The 16906-nt window shown below is 67.2% G+C and carries 13 protein-coding genes and 1 pseudogene; 4 read left to right on the forward strand and 10 right to left on the reverse strand.

Annotated features, from left to right (window positions below; genetic code table 11):
• Positions 1–28 precede the first annotated feature (28 nt).
• Positions 29–2275, forward strand: a complete 2247-nt coding sequence (locus QZZ29_RS06455) for an MMPL family transporter (RefSeq protein WP_291382166.1) — start codon at positions 29–31, stop codon at positions 2273–2275.
• Positions 2276–2321: 46 nt separating this feature from the next.
• On the opposite strand, the gene aspS is transcribed toward QZZ29_RS06455, so the two are convergent.
• Complete coding sequence (aspS, locus tag QZZ29_RS06460; protein WP_291382167.1) at positions 2322–4088, reverse strand: aspartate--tRNA ligase; 1767 nt, start codon at positions 4086–4088, stop codon at positions 2322–2324.
• A gap of 67 nt (positions 4089–4155) precedes the next feature.
• Positions 4156–5502 carry a histidine--tRNA ligase gene (hisS, locus tag QZZ29_RS06465; RefSeq protein WP_291382168.1) on the reverse strand — a complete coding sequence of 449 codons (1347 nt, stop codon included), beginning with the start codon at positions 5500–5502 and terminating at the stop codon, positions 4156–4158.
• Between the two features lie 78 nt (positions 5503–5580).
• On the opposite strand from hisS, the gene QZZ29_RS06470 reads away from it, so the two are divergent.
• The 3 genes from QZZ29_RS06470 (at position 5581) to QZZ29_RS06480 (ending at position 8303) form a co-directional block, all read left to right on the forward strand.
• Positions 5581–6315, forward strand: coding sequence for a peptidylprolyl isomerase (locus QZZ29_RS06470; RefSeq protein WP_291382169.1), 735 nt, complete (start codon positions 5581–5583; stop codon positions 6313–6315).
• Entirely contained in the window at positions 6312–7664 is a 1353-nt protein-coding gene (locus tag QZZ29_RS06475; RefSeq protein ID WP_291382170.1) for a DUF349 domain-containing protein, read from the forward strand. Before QZZ29_RS06470 ends, QZZ29_RS06475 begins: the two co-directional genes overlap by 4 nt.
• Before the next feature lie 78 nt (positions 7665–7742).
• Entirely contained in the window at positions 7743–8303 is a 561-nt protein-coding gene (locus tag QZZ29_RS06480) for a hypothetical protein (protein ID WP_291382171.1), read from the forward strand.
• Here QZZ29_RS06480 and QZZ29_RS06485 read toward each other — a convergent pair.
• The 8 genes and pseudogenes from QZZ29_RS06485 to QZZ29_RS06520 form a co-directional block, all read right to left on the reverse strand.
• Entirely contained in the window at positions 8300–10516 is a 2217-nt protein-coding gene (locus QZZ29_RS06485) for a bifunctional (p)ppGpp synthetase/guanosine-3',5'-bis(diphosphate) 3'-pyrophosphohydrolase (RefSeq protein ID WP_291382184.1), read from the reverse strand. The genes QZZ29_RS06480 and QZZ29_RS06485 overlap by 4 nt on opposite strands.
• 67 nt (positions 10517–10583) lie before the next feature.
• Complete coding sequence (gene secF / locus QZZ29_RS06490) at positions 10584–11663, reverse strand: protein translocase subunit SecF (protein WP_291382172.1); 1080 nt, start codon at positions 11661–11663, stop codon at positions 10584–10586.
• A 2-nt stretch (positions 11664–11665) separates the two neighbouring features.
• The gene (gene secD, locus QZZ29_RS06495) at positions 11666–13486 is read right to left on the reverse strand and encodes a protein translocase subunit SecD (protein ID WP_291382173.1); all 1821 of its coding nucleotides are present in this window, start codon (positions 13484–13486) and stop codon (positions 11666–11668) included.
• A 117-nt stretch (positions 13487–13603) separates the two neighbouring features.
• Entirely contained in the window at positions 13604–14686 is a 1083-nt protein-coding gene (ruvB, locus tag QZZ29_RS06500) for a Holliday junction branch migration DNA helicase RuvB (RefSeq protein ID WP_291382185.1), read from the reverse strand.
• Positions 14687–14699: 13 nt separating this feature from the next.
• The gene (gene ruvA / locus QZZ29_RS06505) at positions 14700–15293 is read right to left on the reverse strand and encodes a Holliday junction branch migration protein RuvA (protein WP_291382174.1); all 594 of its coding nucleotides are present in this window, start codon (positions 15291–15293) and stop codon (positions 14700–14702) included.
• Positions 15294–15342: 49 nt separating this feature from the next.
• Positions 15343–15897 carry a crossover junction endodeoxyribonuclease RuvC gene (ruvC, locus tag QZZ29_RS06510; RefSeq protein ID WP_291382175.1) on the reverse strand — a complete coding sequence of 185 codons (555 nt, stop codon included), beginning with the start codon at positions 15895–15897 and terminating at the stop codon, positions 15343–15345.
• A 3-nt stretch (positions 15898–15900) separates the two neighbouring features.
• A complete protein-coding gene (locus QZZ29_RS06515; protein ID WP_291382176.1) occupies positions 15901–16656 on the reverse strand; it encodes a YebC/PmpR family DNA-binding transcriptional regulator in 756 nt (251 codons plus the stop codon).
• Positions 16657–16719: 63 nt separating this feature from the next.
• Positions 16720–16906: pseudogene (locus tag QZZ29_RS06520) on the reverse strand (hypothetical protein); the annotation flags it as partial.

Raw genomic sequence — 16906 nt, forward strand, 5'->3', positions numbered from 1 at the left:
CGGTGTTGACGAGGGCCCCGGTCATAGGATGGCGAACGTGTTTGCTTCGCTTGCGGGCCTGGTCGCCCGCCGCCCTCGGGTGATGCTGCTGATCTGGATCATCGCTGCCCTGGGGATGTACTCGCTCGCCACCGTAGGGGTGGGCGGGGGCAACCTGTTTGAGCGCGCCTCGACAGGGCTACCCACTGTTCAGGGTGCCGACTCGACCACGGTGTACGAGTTCCGGCTGGCACACCCCGCCGAAACCACGGGCCCGATGCTGACCGTCGAGTTCACTGGCATGTCGCCCGATGACGCGTCGAGCGCGGTTCCCTTGCGACCGTTAGCCGAGGAGATCGCCGCGCGACCGGGCGTGATTGCGGTGATGTGGCCGCAGGGAGTGGTCCCGGGGCCCGAGGCGGCCGCAGCGGCTGGCGCCAACGCAACGGTGACCCCCGACGTGCTCGTCAGCGCTGACGGCGACGCCTTTCTGATGACTGTGTCCTACACGCCCTTCGCCGACGAGGGTGCCGCGCTGAGCGAACACGAGCAGGTGGTCGGCCTCATCGACGCGGCGATGAGCGCGTCGACCGCCTCGACGCTGCCCAAGGTCCGCGTCTTCTCCAACCCTCTTCTCTACAACGATTTCAGCACCCAGATCGAAAGGGATCTGCTGGTGGGTGAGGCCGTGGCACTGCCCATCGCCCTGTTGGTGATGGTGTTCGTGTTCGGCGGCTTCCTGGCGGCATCTGCGCCACTCATCGGCGCCTTCGCATCGATTGCCGGCGGACTGGCCGTACTCTTCGGCTTCTCCTACCCCATCGCACTTGACCAGTCGGCCATCAACGTGGTGACCGTGTTGGGCATCGGCCTGTCGATCGACTACGGACTCCTCATCGTGTCGAGGTTCCGCGAGGAGATCGCGCGGCTTGGCGATTCCAATACTCACGACGTACGTGCGCAGGCCCTCGCCATCACGCTGAGTACCGCTGGACGCACCGTCGCCTTCTCCGCCGTCACGGTCGCGATCTCGGTGGGCGGGATGCTCGTCTTCTCCGCGGAACTGATCCGCGGCATCGGGGGCGCCGCGCTCGGCGTCGTCCTCATGGCCCTGTTGTCAGCCTTGACCCTGGTGCCCGCCGTCCTCTACCTGTACGGGCATCGGCTGGCGAAGCGATCGTTCATCGACCGGGTCCCCGGCGTGAGGAACCTCCTCAGGCGCACAGCAGACGTCTCCAGCGAGGAGGGCTTCTTCTCGCGGCTCGCGGTGATGGTGCAGCGGCGACCGTGGACGATCGTCGGCGCCGTCACCGCGGTTCTTCTGGTTTTCGCCAGCCCCATCCTCGACATTGCCGTGCGCAATTCCGACTACCAGCTGCTTCCCGTCTCGAACGAGCGTCGGCAGTTGCTCGACGGCTTTGACGCGCGCTACCCCTCCTTGGCATCTCCCCAGATCGAGGTACTGGCAGAGGCAACTCCGCCGGAACTGGACACCTGGCTCGCCGACGCGCTCACGATCGACGGCGTGACCCGGGTGGCCCCGGCACAATCGACCGACGGCATGGCCACTGCCGGGCTCTTCACGGCATACCCCGATCAGGCGGGACCGGACGCTGGCGCGCTGCTGCGTCAACTCAGGGAGCTCGACGCGCCGTTCCCACTGTATCTGGGCGGGCAGGCAGCGATTCAGGCCGACTTTGTCCATTCGCTAGGCGCGGGCGCCCCGTGGGCTCTTGGGCTCGTCGTCCTCGCGACGTTCGTGCTGCTCTTCCTCATGACCGGATCCTTGTTGGTGCCGCTCAAGACGCTCGTGATCAACGCACTGTCTCTGGGGGCGACGCTCGGCATCGTGTCCTGGATCTTCGCCGATGGTCATCTCCAGGGTCTCCTGCAGTTCACCACGACGGGTGGCATCGAGACCTACGTGCTGGTCATGATTGTCGCGTTCGGATTCGGTTTGGCGATGGACTACGAGGTGTTCCTGCTGGCGCGTATCAAGGAGCACGTCGACGCTGGCGAATCCAACAACGAGTCGGTCCGCAGGGGCCTCCAGCGCTCGGGCCGGATCATCACCTCCGCGGCCACGGTGATCGTCCTCGTGTTCGTCGGCTTCGCTTCCGGACAGTTGCTGGTGATCAAGGAGGTCGGCATCGGGCTGGCGGTCGCCGTCATCCTGGACGCCACGCTGGTGCGCATGCTCTTGGTTCCCGCGACGATGACGCTGCTGGGCGACTGGAATTGGTGGGCTCCCCCCGCCCTGCGCCGCCTGTATGACCGCAGGGGCATCTCGCACTAACCGTGCGTGACAGGTCGCGGGGCCGGCGGGGCCCCGGCGTTCCCTTTCAGGCCTCCGCGCCGTCCTTTTCGGGCACGAAGTCCACTCCCGTCTCCTTGCGCTGATCCGCAGGAATCGGCGCAGGCGCGGACGTGAGCGGGTCGAAGCCGCCCCCGGACTTGGGGAACGCGATCACGTCGCGAATCGAGTCGTAGCCGCCCAGTAGCATGACCACCCGGTCCCAGCCGAGCGCGATGCCGCCGTGCGGGGGTGCGCCAAACTGAAACGCTTCGAGCAGGAAGCCGAACTTCTCTTGCGCTTCCTCCTCGCCGATGCCCATCACCTCGAACACCCGTTGCTGGACATCGCGGCGGTGAATACGGATCGAGCCGCCGCCGATCTCGTTGCCGTTGCAGACGATGTCGTAGGCGTAGGCCAGTGCATCCTCGGGGTCGGTGTCGAACGAATCCATGAACTCGGGCTTGGGGCTCGTGAAGGCGTGGTGCACCGCGGTCCAGGCGCTCGAGCCGAGCGCCACGTCGTCGTCGTCCGCCTTGACGGGCTTGAACAGCGGGGCGTCGACCACCCACACGAACTCAAAGCGGGACTCGTCGATGAGGCCCACGCGACGCGCAATCTCATTGCGGGCGGCACCCAGCAGGGCGCGCGACGCGTCGACCTCCCCTGCCGCGAAGAAGATGCAGTCGCCGGTGCTCGCGCCCACGGCTTCGGCCAATCCCGCGAGCTCGGTCTCGGACAGGTTCTTGGCGACGGGTCCGGCGAGCGTGCCGTCCTGACCCACCAGCACGTAGGCCAGGCCCCGCGCCCCGCGCTGCTTGGCCCAGTCCTGCCACGCATCGAGGGTCTTGCGCGGCTGGCTCGCACCGCCCGGCATCACCACGGCGCCCACGTAGGGCGCCTGAAACACGCGGAAAGGTGTGTGCTGGAAGAACTCGGCGAGCTCGGTGAGCTCAAGGCCGAAGCGCAGGTCGGGCTTGTCGGTGCCGAACCGCGCCATGGAGTCTGCGTACGTCAGCCGCGGCATCGGAGTCGACACTTCGTAGCCGATGAGCGACCACAGTTCCTTGATGATCTCCTCGCCCAGCGCGATCACGTCGTCTTGATCGACAAAGCTCATCTCGACGTCGAGCTGGGTAAATTCGGGCTGACGGTCCGCCCGGAAGTCCTCATCGCGGTAGCAGCGGGCGATCTGGTAGTACCGCTCCATGCCCGCCACCATCAGCAGCTGCTTGAACAGTTGCGGCGACTGCGGCAGGGCGTACCAGGAGCCGGGCGCGAGGCGGGCGGGCACCAGGAAGTCGCGGGCACCCTCCGGGGTGGACCGGGTGAGTGTGGGCGTCTCGATCTCAAGAAAGTCGTGGCGGTCGAGCACGCGGCGCGCGGTCTGGTTCACCTTGGAGCGCAGCACGATGGCGCCGCGCTGGGCGGGGCGGCGCAGATCGAGGTAGCGGTGCTTGAGGCGCGCTTCCTCGCCCACGGTGACGTGTTCATCGATCGGAAACGGCGTGGGAGCCGATTCGTTGAGGATCACCAGATCGTGAACATCCACCTCGATCTCGCCCGACGGCAGGTTCGGATTGCTCGAGCCCTCAGGGCGCAGGCGAACCTCACCCGTCACCTGGATGACGTACTCGGTGCGCAGCGAGTGGGCGATCTCCTCGCGCAGCACCACCTGGGCAAGGCCGGAGGCATCCCGCAAGTCAATGAAGGCGACCCCGCCGTGATCCCTGCGCCGACCCACCCAACCTGCGAGGGTGACGGTGGCGCCGGCGTCGGCGGCACGGAGATTTCCGGCGAGGTGGGTGCGAAGCACAATCTGCCTTTCGTTGAAGCGTTGTCGATCACGTGCGGAGGCTCGCCGCGAGGGAGCACGGGCCAGTCTAGCCGCGGACCACGCGCGGTTTGAGGTCGTCAGCGGGCGGCAGCCAGGCATCGGCGTCGGCAGGGACCTGGTCGCCCGACCGGATGTCCTTTACTTGACCAGCGCCGACCTCGCCGTCATCTCCATCGCCGGGGAACCACACGAACGGAATTGAGCGCCTGTCCGCGTACTGGATCTGCTTGCCGAACTTCGCGGCCGTGGGCGACACCTCGCACGCAATGCCGCGCGCGCGCAACTTGGTGGCGATCACGTCCGATGCCCCGCGGTTGTCCTCGTCGCTCACGGCCACCAGAACCGCGCTGGGAACCGAGCGGGTCGCCACGAGCATCCCGCGCGACACGAGCCGCGACACCAGTCTGGACACCCCTATCGACATGCCGACGCCGGGGAAGCCACCGCCGGCGACGAGCGAGTCGTAGCGTCCGCCGGAGCAGACCGAACCAAGATCCTCATGCCCCTCGAGCGTGGTCTCGTACACGGCGCCCGTGTAGTAGTCGAGGCCGCGCGCGATGCTGAGGTCCGCGACCGCGGTTCCCGGAACCGCGGCGTTGACCGACTCGACCAGGGCCGCCAGGGCGTTGATCCCCTCGCCGAGGAGCGCCTGAGCCTGCGCATCACCGTGGGTCGGCGTGGTCTCCCACAGGTCCACCACCGCCTCCCCGAACGACGCGTCCGGGGACTGAATCTTGGCAAGCTCGAGGATCGCCAGTGCGGCGGAGTCGCTCACGTCCTGGGCGGCGAGTTCCGTGGCCACACCCTCCGCGCCGATCTTGCCAAGTTTGTCCACCGACCGCAGCGCCCCCGCGACGTCCAAGATTCCGACGCCGCGGTAGAAGCCCTCGACCAGCCGTCGGTCATTCATGCGCATGCGTGCTGCCGGAAGCGGCAGCGCGGCGAGGGCACGCGCCATCACCACCGCCACCTCGGCCTCGAGGTGTGCGGGCAGGTTCTCCCGCGCTACCACGTCAATGTCGGCCTGGTAGAACTCGCGGAACCGACCCTCCTGCGGCCGCTCGCCTCTCCATACCTTCTGAATCTGGAAGCGTCGGAACGGGAACTGCAGTGTGCCTTGCCGTTCCTCCACGTAGCGGGCGAAGGGCACCGTGAGATCAAAGTGCAAGCCGAACTCTGCCGAGTCCCCTCCCCTGCGGGTCAGGACGTACACCTCCTTGGAGGCCTCCGCCTCGCCACCGAGGCGCTCGAGCGGCTCGATGGCCCGCGTCTCGATCTCGCCGAAGCCGTGGAGGGCGAACACCTGGCGCAACGTGTCGAGCAGATGCGCCTCGACGATGCGCTCTGCAGGTGACCACTCGGGGAATCCGGAAAGGGGCGCAAGTCGCGACATGGGCCCCATTGTTCCATCCGACGGCACGTACACTGTCGCAGACCTGCACCGATACTGGGACGCGCCCGGATGGAGACCATGGCTACGAGCAAGAGCGCCCGCGACGCCGCTGCTCGAAAGCGCGCCGCCAAGGAGGCCGCTGTGGCGCGACGCCGCGCGGCGAGACGACGCAGGCGCATGCTCTTGGGGATTGGCCTGGCGGGCGCCGCGGTCGCGGTCATGGTGTGGGTATTCGCCGCTGTGGGCGGTAGCGACAACGCCGCGAGCCCTTCCGGTGAAGAGAACCCGGCGGTTCCCGCCCCGTCGCTCGCGCAGTCACGGTTGTGGGACGTCACCATGGAGACCAACATGGGCACCCTCGAGATGTCACTCGACGGGGTGGACGCGCCGCAAGCGGTCGCCTCCTTCGTCTCGTTGGCAGACCAGGGATTCTTCGATGCCACCGATTGCCACCGGCTGACGACGTCCGGGATCTTCGTCGTTCAATGCGGCGATCCCACCGGCACCGGCACGGGCGGCCCGCCCTACCGCTTCGGACCGATCGAGAACGCGCCGAGCGACAACCTGTATCCCGCTGGAACCCTCGCGATGGCCCGCCAGCCGGGCGACGCGTCCTCCATGGGAAGCCAATTCTTCATCGTCTACGAAGACTCCACCATCCCCTCGGACGGGGCCGGCGGGTACACCGTGTTTGGCACTGTGACCCAAGGCCTCGATATCGTAAGGTCGATTGCCAACGGCGGCACCATCACTGGTGACGCCGATGGTCGTCCCGCCCTGTCCGTCATCATCACAAAGGTCACAGCCTCATGACGCCCGCCAAGCCCCGGCCCATCCCTCGCCCCAAGGCGCCCTCGCCCGCTTCGCTGGCCGCCCACGCCACGCACCCGGTCAAGGTGCCAGTGGTCGAGAAGATCACCCCCGAGCAGATCGCCGCGGCCAGTGCGTTCGGCGCGGTCGATGGCGACCAGGTGGTGGTGATCGAGGGCGAGACGCGCACGCCGGTGGGGCCGGCAACGGGCGACGAACCCATCTCCGCGTACGCGAAGTCCTTCATTGAGTTGGCCGCAGCGGTGGAGCGTTTCCACGCGCGGCTGGTGGGCGCCGAACTGAGCCCCAAGGACATCGACGACGCGCTCACGAGTCTGCGTTCGTCCCTCGAGACGCCCACCGTGGTGGGTAACCTCGCGGCGCTGCGGGCCCGTTTCGGCATCGTCGAGGCAGAGGCAAACGAAGTCGCCGAGAAGGTACGCGCCGAGCGCGCCGCCGCTCGCGAGGAGGCCGCCAAGGCCCGAGAAGTGATCGTGACACAGGCCGAGGAACTTGCGGCAAAGCCGGCGGCCCAGGTGCACTGGAAGAACGACACGGCCCGCATGCGGGAGCTGCTCGACGAGTGGAAGGAAGCGCAGCGCACGGGCGCGCGCATGGCGAAGGAAGCCGAACGCGCCCTCTGGAAGCGCTTTACCCACGCGCGGTCCGCCTTCGAGAAAGCGCGCAAGGCGCACTTCGCCCAACTCGACAAGGAAAACTCCTCCGTAGCGGGAGCCAAGGAACAGTTGGTTGCCACCGCGGAGGCGCTGGCGACGTCGACCGACTGGGACTCCACCGCCCGGCAGTTCAAGCAACTGATGGACCAGTGGCGCAACGCCGGTAGGGGCCGTCGCAGCGTTGACGACGCCCTGTGGGCACGCTTTCAGGCGGCGCAAGAGGCCTTCTTTACGGCCCGCCGCGCCGTCGCCGAGCAGGAGGAGCAGGCCCTGGCCGGCAACCTTCCCGCCAAGGAGGCCGCACTCAAGGACGCCGAGGCGCTGCTGCCGATCAAGGACCTGCGCGCAGCCAAGCGGGACCTCCGGGTCATCCAGGACCGCTTCGACGGCGCCGGCGAGGTGCCACGCGCCGATGCCCAGAGGCTCGTGCGACGCATGTCTGCGGTAGAAAAGGCGATCCGCGAGGCCGATCAGTCTGCATGGACCACTCGCAATCCCGAGATCGAGGCACGCGCCTCCGGCGCCGCAGCGCAACTTCACGCCGCGATCGCCGAACTTGAGCAGCAACTGGCCGAGGCGAAAGCCGCCAAGAACACACGCAAGGTGAAGGAGTTCACCGAGGCGCTGGCCGCGCGCAAGGCCTGGCTCAAGCAGATCGAGGCCGTCGCCAAGTAAGACGCCACATCAGGACGATGTCCACAGATGTGGGGCTTCGGCCCCGCCGCTCGACCCCGGCACGTCAAGATCTACCTCATGGTCTTGGTTGATCGACGCGAGGTCGGTGTTGCCGCGCTCACTCGCATGCGGCGAGACGGGGTGCTCACCACGCTGACTGACGATGTTGCAATCGCCCCCGATGCCGCCCCGCTGCACCTCGCGCGTGCCATCGCGCTACGCCCGTGGATTCCCCGCAGAGCCGCGGCATCTGGCCTTGCGGCCCTGTGGGTCTATGGCCTCACGCGCGAAACTCTGGTTCCCGCGTTGGTGGAGGTCGTAGTCCCGCGTGGCGCGCATCCGGACCCCCCGACCGGCGTTCCCGCCTGCGGTTGGGCGTTCACCACCCATCAGGCCGCCTACGCTCACGCCAGATCCATTGCAGGAGTGCGGATTGTGGCTCCGGCGGACGCCGTGATCTCGGCACTGCGCACCGCCGACCTCGCCGACGCGATGACGGCGACATATGGAGCACTCGCTCGAGGCGTCGTCACCCCCCAGGAGCTCTGTGAGGCCGTTTCCCGGCACAGAACCGGTCAGGAGTACAAGCGGGCGCTGGCCGCCTGGACAGCGGTACAGGAGGCGTGGGAGGGCCGCTAGAGCTCGAGTTGGCGCCTCACGCCGGTGACGCGACGCGCGTCGTACACGCCGTCGATGCGGCGCACCGCGCTCAGCACCGCGCCAAGGTGTGAGGGATCGGCCATCTCGAAGGCAAACGTGTTCAGCGCCACGCGGTCGTTGTTGGTCGACACGTGGGCGCCCAGGATGTTGAGGTGATGGTCGGACAGCACCTGGACCACATCGGACAACAGCCGGTTGCGATCGAGCGCCTCGACCTCAATTTGCACCAGGAACGTGGAGTCCGATGACCCGGACCACTGCACATCGACGAGCCGTTCACTCTGATCCCGGAGCGCCAGCATGTTCTCGCAGTCCGCACGGTGAACACTCACTCCCTGGCCGCGGGTCACAAAGCCCTGAATCGGGTCTCCCGGCACGGGAGTGCAACACTTGGCCAGCTTCACCACCACGTCGCTCGTGCCTTGGACGGTGACCCCCGGGTCTCCGCGGCGGGCGCGTTGGCGCGTCCCGGGACGGGTGATCTCGGTGATGTCCTCGTCGGCGCCCTCCTGCCCACCCACGGCCTCCACCATGCGGGCCACCACGTCGCCGGGCTGCTCTTTGTGTTCGCCGATGGCCGCATACAGCGCGTCCACGTCCTCGTACTGCATTTCCTTTGCCAGCGCCAGGAGCGTGGACTTACTCATCAACCTCTGCATCGGGAGGTGTTGACGTCGGATAGCGCGCGCGAGCATGTCGCGACCCGTCTCCACGGACTCCTCGCGGCGCTCGCGCGTGAACCACTGGCGGATCTTGTTGCGCGCCCTCGTGGACTGCACAAACTCGAGCCAGTCGCGCTTAGGGTGGGCGTTCTCATCTGACGTAGTGATGATTTCGACGGTGTCGCCGTTGTCAAGCGTCGAGTCGAGAGGCACCAGCCGACCGTTGACCTTGGCACCCACCGTCTTGTGGCCGACGTCGGTGTGGACTGCGTACGCGAAGTCCACGGGAGTTGCCCCTTGCGGAAGTTCGAGGAGCTTGCCGCGCGGCGTGAAGACGTACACCTCGGCTCGCGAGATCTCCCCGCGCAAAGAGTCGAGGAAGTCGCTGGCGTCCGCGGTTTCCTGTTGCCAGTCGGAGATCTGGCGAAGCCACCCCATGTCGTTCGCCATCGACGGGACCTTCTCGCCCCGCGCGTTCTCCTTGTAGCGCCAGTGGGCTGCGTAGCCGTACTCGGCGCGCTTGTGCATCTCCCACGTGCGGATCTGCAGCTCCACCGGCTTGCCTTGCGGCCCGATCACCGTGGTGTGCAACGACTGGTACAGGTTGAACTTGGGCATCGCGATGTAGTCCTTGAAACGCCCAGGGACCGGCTGGTACCGGGCGTGCATGGCGCCCAACACGGCGTAGCAGTCGCGCACCGAGTCCACCAGGATGCGCAGTCCCACCAGGTCGTAGATGTCGTTCAGGTCGCGGCCTCGCACGATCATCTTCTGGTAAACGGAGTAGTAGTGCTTGGGCCGCCCCGTGATCTCTGCCTTGATCTTCTGGGTCTTGAGTTCCTTCGCCACGTCGGCACGGAGCTCGTCAAGAAGCTTGTCCCGTTCGGGGGCGCGTTCGGCCACGACCTCGACAATCTCCTGATAGATCTTGGGGTACAGGGTGCGGAACGACAGGTCCTCGAGTTCCCACTTGATCGCGTTGAGGCCCATGCGGTGCGCGAGGGGGGCGTAGATCTCCAGGGTCTCTTGCGCCTTGCGACGCGCGGTCGTTGGGGAGACCGCATCCCAGGTGCGGGCGTTGTGAAGGCGATCGGCGAGTTTGAGGAGCAGCACGCGAATGTCGCGGGCCATCGCCACCACCAGCTTGCGGACCGTCTCCGCCTGGGCAGCCTCACCAAAGGCGAGCCGGTCCAGTTTGGTGACGCCGTCGACAAAGGACGCGACCTCGTCCCCGAACTCTGTGGCAATGTCCGCCAGTGGGAAGTTGGTGTCCTCCACCACGTCGTGCAGCAGCGCCGCCACAATGACGGTGTCGGGCAGACCCAGGCCGGCGATGATCTCCGCCACCGCGATCGGGTGGGTGATGTATGGCTCGCCGGTCTTGCGAAATTGGCCCTCGTGGGCCTGCTCCGCCAACGCATGCGCCCTCTCGATGAGTCCGGTCTTGGCGCGCGGATACATGCGCCGATACGTCTCCAGCAGAGGCGCCAGCGCGCCCGGGTCGCGGGCCGTTCTCCGGATCCCCAACATCCTGGCCGGGTCGGAGTCCGCGCGGGCTTGCGTCACGCGACCTCCTTTCGGCTATGAGGGGATCAGTCTACTTGCGACGCTTGCGCCTGGGTTGCGCCGCCGTACCCCGGTGGTGACCGGGAGTGAGCGCGCCCACGCGGATCGAACCGTCGGGTCGGATCACGTCGGAATCGCCTCTTTCACGCAGCTCCAGCACGGCCCGAGTATGTTCCTTGATCCGCTCCTCGTTGCTGCGCAACGCCACCTCGAGGGGCGTCGCGACAAAGATCGACGAGTACGTACCGACGGCCATGCCGACGAACAGGGCGAGCGAGATGTCCTTGAGCGTGCCAGCTCCCAACAGGAACGATCCGATGAACAGAATCGCGGAGACGGGGAGCAGCGCCACCACCGACGTGTTGATGGAACGTACCAGCGTCTGGTTGACGGCCAGGTTGGCCATCTCCTCATACGTGTAGCGATGCTGCGTCAGGATGTCCTCGGTATTTTCGCGCACCTTGTCGAACACCACCACGGTGTCGTACAGCGAATAGCCAAGAATCGTGAGGAATCCGATCACGGAGGCTGGGGTCACCTCGAAGCCCGACAGCGCATAGATGCCGGCCGTGAACAACAGGTCGTGGGCGAGCGCGACCAGGCCCGCCACCGCCATGCGCCAGGCGCGGAAGTACAGGGTCATGACCACAGTCACCAGCAGCAAGAAGATCACGAGGCCCTGAATGGCCTTGCTGGAGACGTCCTGGCCCCAGGTGGGGCCGATGAAGCTCGAACTGACCTCGGTGCTCGGAATCCCGTATGCGTCGGCGAGGTCCGCCGCCAGCGAGTCGACCTGCGCCTGCTCCAGCTCGCCAAGCTGAACGCGGATATTGTCGCCCCCGACGACGGCTACGCGCGGCTCTTCGCCGGGCAGCGCTTCGGCCACTGCGTCGACCGCGAGCGTCGTGTCAGTGTTCTGCACGCCAGCCAAGGTGTATTCGGTGCCGCCGCGGAAGTCGATTCCGGGATTGAGACGCACGAAGATGAGGAGCAGGACGGCGAGCGTCATGAGGACGGCGCTCGCCATGAACCAGCGCTTGCGCTGGCCCACGATGGGATAGGTCTTTTCACCGGAGTGGAGGCGATTACCCCACGTCGAAAGGTTCGCCATGACTACTCCTTGTCCTGGGTGTCGACGGCGGAGCGGGCCTTGGCGGCCTTGCGCTCGGCCAGGGTCAGCGCCGACGTTTCGGGTCCGGCCACGCGCCCTCTGCCCTTGTACATGGTGTCCCGACCCAATTGGCGGGGATCGAGGCCAGAGAACTTGTGCCCCTCACCGAAGAACTTGGTGCGAGCCAGCAAGGCGAGCACCGGGTGCGTGAACAGGATGACGACGATGAGGTCGACGATGGTGACCAGGCCCAACGTGAACGCGAAGCCGCGCACCCCTCCCACCGCCAGCATGTAGAGCACCAGGGCGGCAAGGAAGGACACCGCGTCGGATGCCAGGATCGTGCGACGCGCCCGCTTCCAACCGTGTTCCACGGCGGCCGCCAGCGACCGCCCCTCGCGTAACTCGTCCTTGACTCTCTCGAAGTAGACGATGAACGAGTCGGCGGTAATGCCGATCGCCACAATGAGGCCAGCGACGCCGGCAAGTGACAGTCGGTACCCCAGGCCCCACGACAGCAGCGCGATCGTGGCATAGGTAAAACCGCCCGCCACCAGCAGGGAGCCGATGGTGACGGCGCCCAGGGCCCGATACTGGAAGATTGTGTAGATCACCACGAGGAGCAGGCCGATGAGGCCCGCCAACAGACCATTGCGGAGCTCCTCGGCGCCCTTGGTGGCCGTGATGACCTGCTCCGACAGCACCTCAAGGGTCAGCGGGAGCGCACCGAATTTGAGCTGGTTGGCGAGCTGCTGCGCCTCGTCGAGGGTGAAGTTTCCGGTGATCTGCGCCTGGCCGCCTGTAATGGCCTCGTTCACCGACGGTGCCGAGATGACCACGCCGTCAAGCAGGATTCCGAACCTGTTGAGGGGCGGCGCCAGTTGTGACACACGTCCCGTGGTGTCACCGAACTTCGTGCCGCCTGCGCCGTTGAAGGAGAGCCGTACCTCGAAGTCGCCGGGAATGACGTTTCCCAACTGGTTGACCCGCGGACCAGCGGAAGCGGTGTCCAGGTCCTCGCCGGTGAGCTCGACGGGGCCCAGGATGTACTTGGCCGAGCCCGTCGTATCGCACGTCGCGAAGCCCGCGTCCGGATCGCCCACGGGGACCCCGGTCAGGTTGGCGGGGTCGAAGCAGTCAAGCGCCTGGTACTGCGCAAACAGCGCGTCGGTGATCCAGGCAGTGTCGGACGGGTTGGTGGGAGTGACCGGCGCCGGCGGGTCCGCGGGCGCCGGGCTGGGGCTGGGCGTCGCGGAGGTGGTCTCGCTTAGGCGGGTCTTCACGTTGGCGACCTCGTGTGCGGGTGCGGCCTCGCCCGCGGCGCTGGCGGAGGGACTCGGGCTCGGACTGATACCGGTCACCGCGTCGGGCGCCGGCGTGGGCGTCGGTGTCGGCGAGGTCGTGACGGTGCCGCTTGCAGAGGTCACCGGCGCTGGGTCACCCACCAGCAGTACGGGACGGAACTGCAACTGTGCGCTGCGCCGCACCAGGTCGAGCGTCGCCTGATCCGGGTTGCCAGGCAGGGAGACGATGATGTTGGTATCGCCCTGAGTGGCGATCTCCGCCTCGGCGACACCCGAGGCGTCGACGCGCTTGCGAATGATCTCGACGGCCTGCGCGATGTCCGACGGATCAATCCGCGAGCCATCCGTCGTGATCGCCTGGAGGATGATGTTGCGACCGCCGGCGAGGTCAAGACCAAGCCCCGGTGCGGCCGACGTCTTGCCGGTGAGGACACCCACACTCAGCAGGGCGAAGAGCACCACCAACAGTGAAGCCAGCCACGTGAGAGATGTGCGGGCGCCTGAGACAGCTGATGACACGCGATTCCTTCGCTTTCCTGACGATAACGACTCCCAAACCATGCGGGTGGCCCCCGCGATTCTAGGTGAGTTCGAGGGGCGCCGTCGAATATGCCCCCCGGCGCGGCTCCACGGGGGTCAATCGAACAGCCTGCCACCGCCCTGGTCCCGGGACGTCTGTCCCCCGCCTTGACCCGCGTGGGACACGTGCCCGTCGGGGGGCGTGAGCCCCAGATGAGCCCACGCCTCGGCCGTCGCCGCCCTGCCGCGGGGTGTTCGCGACATCAGGCCCTCGCGCACCAGGAATGGCTCGGCGACCTCTTCGACGGTCTGGGGCTCCTCGCCCACGGACACGGCGAGCGTCGACAAGCCGACCGGACCTCCCCCGAAGCGGATGCACAAGGCACGCAAGACCGCGCGGTCGAGGCGATCGAGCCCCCGCTCGTCGACCTCGTACACCTCGAGCGCGGCGTTCGCGGCGCGCATGTCGCCGTCCCCACTTCCGTGCACCTGCGCCCAGTCACGGACGCGCCGCAGCAGCCTGTTCGCGATGCGCGGCGTCCCCCGTGACCGCGAGGCGATTTCGCTTGCCGCGTCGCCCTCGAGGACAAAGCCCAAGAGGTGTGCGGATCGCGTCACGATGCTGGTCAGGTCGCTCGGTTCGTAGAAGTCCAGGTGCGCCGTGAACCCAAAGCGATCCCTCAGCGGCGCGGGCAACAGCCCCGCGCGGGTCGTCGCTCCCACCACGGTGAACGGTGGAAGCGTCAGCGGAATGGAGGTGGCTCCAGGACCCTTACCCACCATCACATCGACCCGGAAGTCCTCCATCGCCAGGTAGAGCATCTCTTCCACGGGGCGCGCGAGGCGATGAATCTCGTCGACGAACAACACATCGCCGTCCTCGAGCGAGCTCAGGATCGCCGCGAGATCCCCGGCGTGCTGAATGGCCGGGCCGGACGTGAGTCGCAACGACGCCCCCAACTCCCCCGCCACAATCATCGCGAGTGTGGTCTTGCCGAGGCCCGGCGGCCCGGACAGCAGGATGTGCTCGGCGCTGCCGTCTCGCTGGGTTGCCGCACGCAGCACGAGGGCGAGCTGCTCGCGCACCACCTTCTGGCCCACAAACTCGGCCAGGCTCCGCGGGCGCAGTGCCGCCTCGGCGGACCGCTCGAGCGCGTCCGCGTCGACGCTCGTGACGCGGACGCCGTCATCGACGGGGATGTCCTGAGGCTCGTCAGCCACGCGAGCCTCCCAGGGACTGCAACGCGGCCCTCAAGGTCGCGGGAACTGCGTCGTCGTCGATCGGCTCGGGTGCGACCTTGTCCACCGCGGCCGCGGCGGCCCTGGACTGCCACCCCAACGCGACGAGCGCGTCGGCAACCTGTTCGCGCGCGTCGGCAACGGCCCCAGGCGCGTGGACGTCGTCCGGCAACGTCAACTTGCCGCCCAATTCCAGCATCAGCCGGGCCGCGACTTTGGCGCCCACGCCCGGAACCCGCTGCAGCCCCTTGATGTCGCCGGAGGCGATGATCGAGACCAGCGAGTGGGGCGCGTGCACGGCCAGAAGTGCGAGGGCAAGCCGCGGTCCCACCCCCTGCACCGACTGCAGCGTCTCGAACATGTCGCGCTCGTGGACGAACTCGAAACCGTAGAGGGTCAACGAGTCCTCCCTCACCACCAGGTGGGTAGCCAGGCTGGTCTCTTGACGCACGTGCAACGCGGCGAGGGTCGCCGGAGTCGCGAGGATGCGGTAGCCCACTCCCCCCACGTCGAGCACGAGCGCACTCGCGCCCACGTGGATGACGGTTCCCGTCAGTTGCGCAATCACACCGTGCCCTTCGAACGCTTGTACGAATAGATTAGGCGCGGGACCACGCTCAGCCGCGCCGACGCGCCGCCCGCTCCGCCTCCGCCCAGGTCCGTTGCGCCGTCGTGGTCGCGGTGCCGGCCCCGGGTGTCGCGGAGTACCGCAGGGCGTGCGTGAGGGCGATGGCGAGGGAGTCTGCGGCGTCGGCCGGCGCGGGGACGGCATCGAGGCCCAGCAGCTTGGCGACCATGAAGCCCACCTGCGCCTTGTCCGCACGTCCGGATCCGGACACCGCGGCCTTCACCTCGGACGGCGTGTACAGCGCCACGGGCAGGCCGCGGCGCCGCGCAGCCACCATGACCAGGCCCGAGACCTGCGCCGTGCCCATCACCGTGCGGACGTTGTGCTGCGCGAACACCCGTTCCACCGCCACGGCATCGGGACGATGCCTGTCGATCGCCGCGTCGATCGCATCGGCGATGAGGACCAGACGGTCGGGGGTCTCCGCCTCCGGCGAGGACGTGGCGACGCTCACCGAGATGAGGCTGACGGAACGCCCCGCCCCGGTCTCGACGATGCCGAGGCCGCAGCGCGTGAGACCCGGGTCAACGCCGAGGACGCGCACGGGCTACTCGGAGGCCTCGGCGAGCACGTCGTCGGGAGCATCGAAGTTCGCGAAGACGTTTTGCACGTCGTCGCTGTCTTCGAGTGCGTCGATGAGACGCAGCGTCTTGCGGGTGGTGTCGACGTCGGTCTCGATCTTCATGGACGGGATCCACGTCACCTCCGCCTGCTCGTAGTCGATGTTCGCGGCCTGGACGGCGGTACGCACGGCCACCACGTCGGTCGCCTCGGACAGCAGTTCAAAGGCTTCGCCCAGGTCGTTGATCTCCTCGACACCTGCCTCGAGGGCGGCCTCCATCAGGTCGTCCTCGGTAGCGCCGGACTCCTTGGTCACGATGACCTGGCCCTTGCGCGAGAACAGGTATGACACGGAACCGGGGTCGGCCAGGGTGCCGTTGTTGCGAGTGAGCGCCGTTCGCACCTCCATGGCCGCGCGGTTGCGGTTGTCGGTGAGGCACTCGATCAGCATGGCCACTCCGCCGGGGCCGTAGCCCTCGTACATGATGGTCTCGTATTCGGCGGCGCCCGCTTCGAGGCCGGATCCGCGCTTGACCGCGCGGTCGATGTTCTCGTTCGGGACCGATGACTTCTTGGCCTTCTGCACCGCGTCGAACAGCGTCGGGTTGCCGGCCATGTCGCCGCCGCCCACCCGGGCCGCGACCTCGATGTTCTTGATCAGCTTGGCAAACAGCTTGCTTCGCTTGGCATCGATGACTGCCTTCTTGTGCTTGGTGGTAGCCCACTTAGAGTGACCTGACACGTGTGCTCCTTGCCCTTGGTGATCGGCGACCAGTCTAGGCCAGCACTGGCGACCGCCTGGTTCTCAGTCGAGACAGGTCCCGACGGCGACGCCGATTGTCCCGATCAGGGCTGCCCACAGGAAGCTTGACAGGGTGCCGACGATGAACCGTTCGGCGGCCCTGCTACCGGCCTCGCCCGTGCCGCCGCGCAGCTCCGGGTAGCGTCCCAGGCCCTTGACAGCGATGACGATCGCGATTGCCTCCGGGTGG

This window comes from Demequina sp., assembly GCF_016278765.1.
Classification (GTDB): domain Bacteria; phylum Actinomycetota; class Actinomycetes; order Actinomycetales; family Demequinaceae; genus Demequina.